The sequence below is a fragment of the Ruthenibacterium intestinale genome, from assembly GCF_040096265.1.
GTDB classification, from domain to species: domain Bacteria; phylum Bacillota; class Clostridia; order Oscillospirales; family Ruminococcaceae; genus Ruthenibacterium; species Ruthenibacterium komagatae.
The window spans coordinates 1-541 of the sequence record NZ_JBBMFA010000006.1 but is presented as its reverse complement, the minus strand read 5'-3'; the positions used below and the strand labels follow the sequence as shown (position 1 = coordinate 541).

The following is a 541-nucleotide window of genomic DNA, read 5'->3' as shown; positions in this document are numbered from 1 at the left end:
GATCTGGTCATTCTGGAAAAAGAGTTTGAAGCAGTTTCCAACCGTGTGGTGAAGATGTCCGACGATGGAACCTGGGGCGAAAAAGGCCTGGTCACCAACGCTCTGGAAGCGCTGATCAAAGAGGGCAATCAGTACGACGAAGTGATTGCCATCGGTCCGCTGGTCATGATGAAGTTTGTGTGCAAACTGACCAAAGAATACAACATCAAAACCACCGTGTCCATGAACCCGATCATGATCGACGGCACCGGCATGTGCGGCGGCTGCCGTTTGACCGTGGGCGGCGAAACCAAGTTTGCCTGTGTGGACGGCCCGGACTTTGACGGCCATCTGGTGGATTTTGACGAGGCGATGCACCGCGGCAGCATGTACCGCGATTTTGAAGCGCACGCCCGTGAAGCAGAGTGCAATCTGCTGAAAAAGGAGGTCAAATAATCATGCCTAACATGGACCCGAAAAAATGCCCGATGCCGGTACAGGACCCGGAAGTGCGCAATAAGAACTTCAACGAGGTTGCGCTGGGCTATACCTACGATATGGC

At 53.6% G+C, this 541-nt stretch carries 1 protein-coding gene; it reads left to right on the top strand.

Annotation, left to right across the window (positions count from 1 at the left end):
- Positions 1-435, top strand: a 435-nt coding sequence (locus tag WMO24_RS00045; RefSeq protein WP_494338174.1) for an iron-sulfur cluster-binding protein, incomplete at its 5' end; no start/stop codon positions are given.
- Between the last annotated feature and the right edge of the window lie 106 nt (positions 436-541).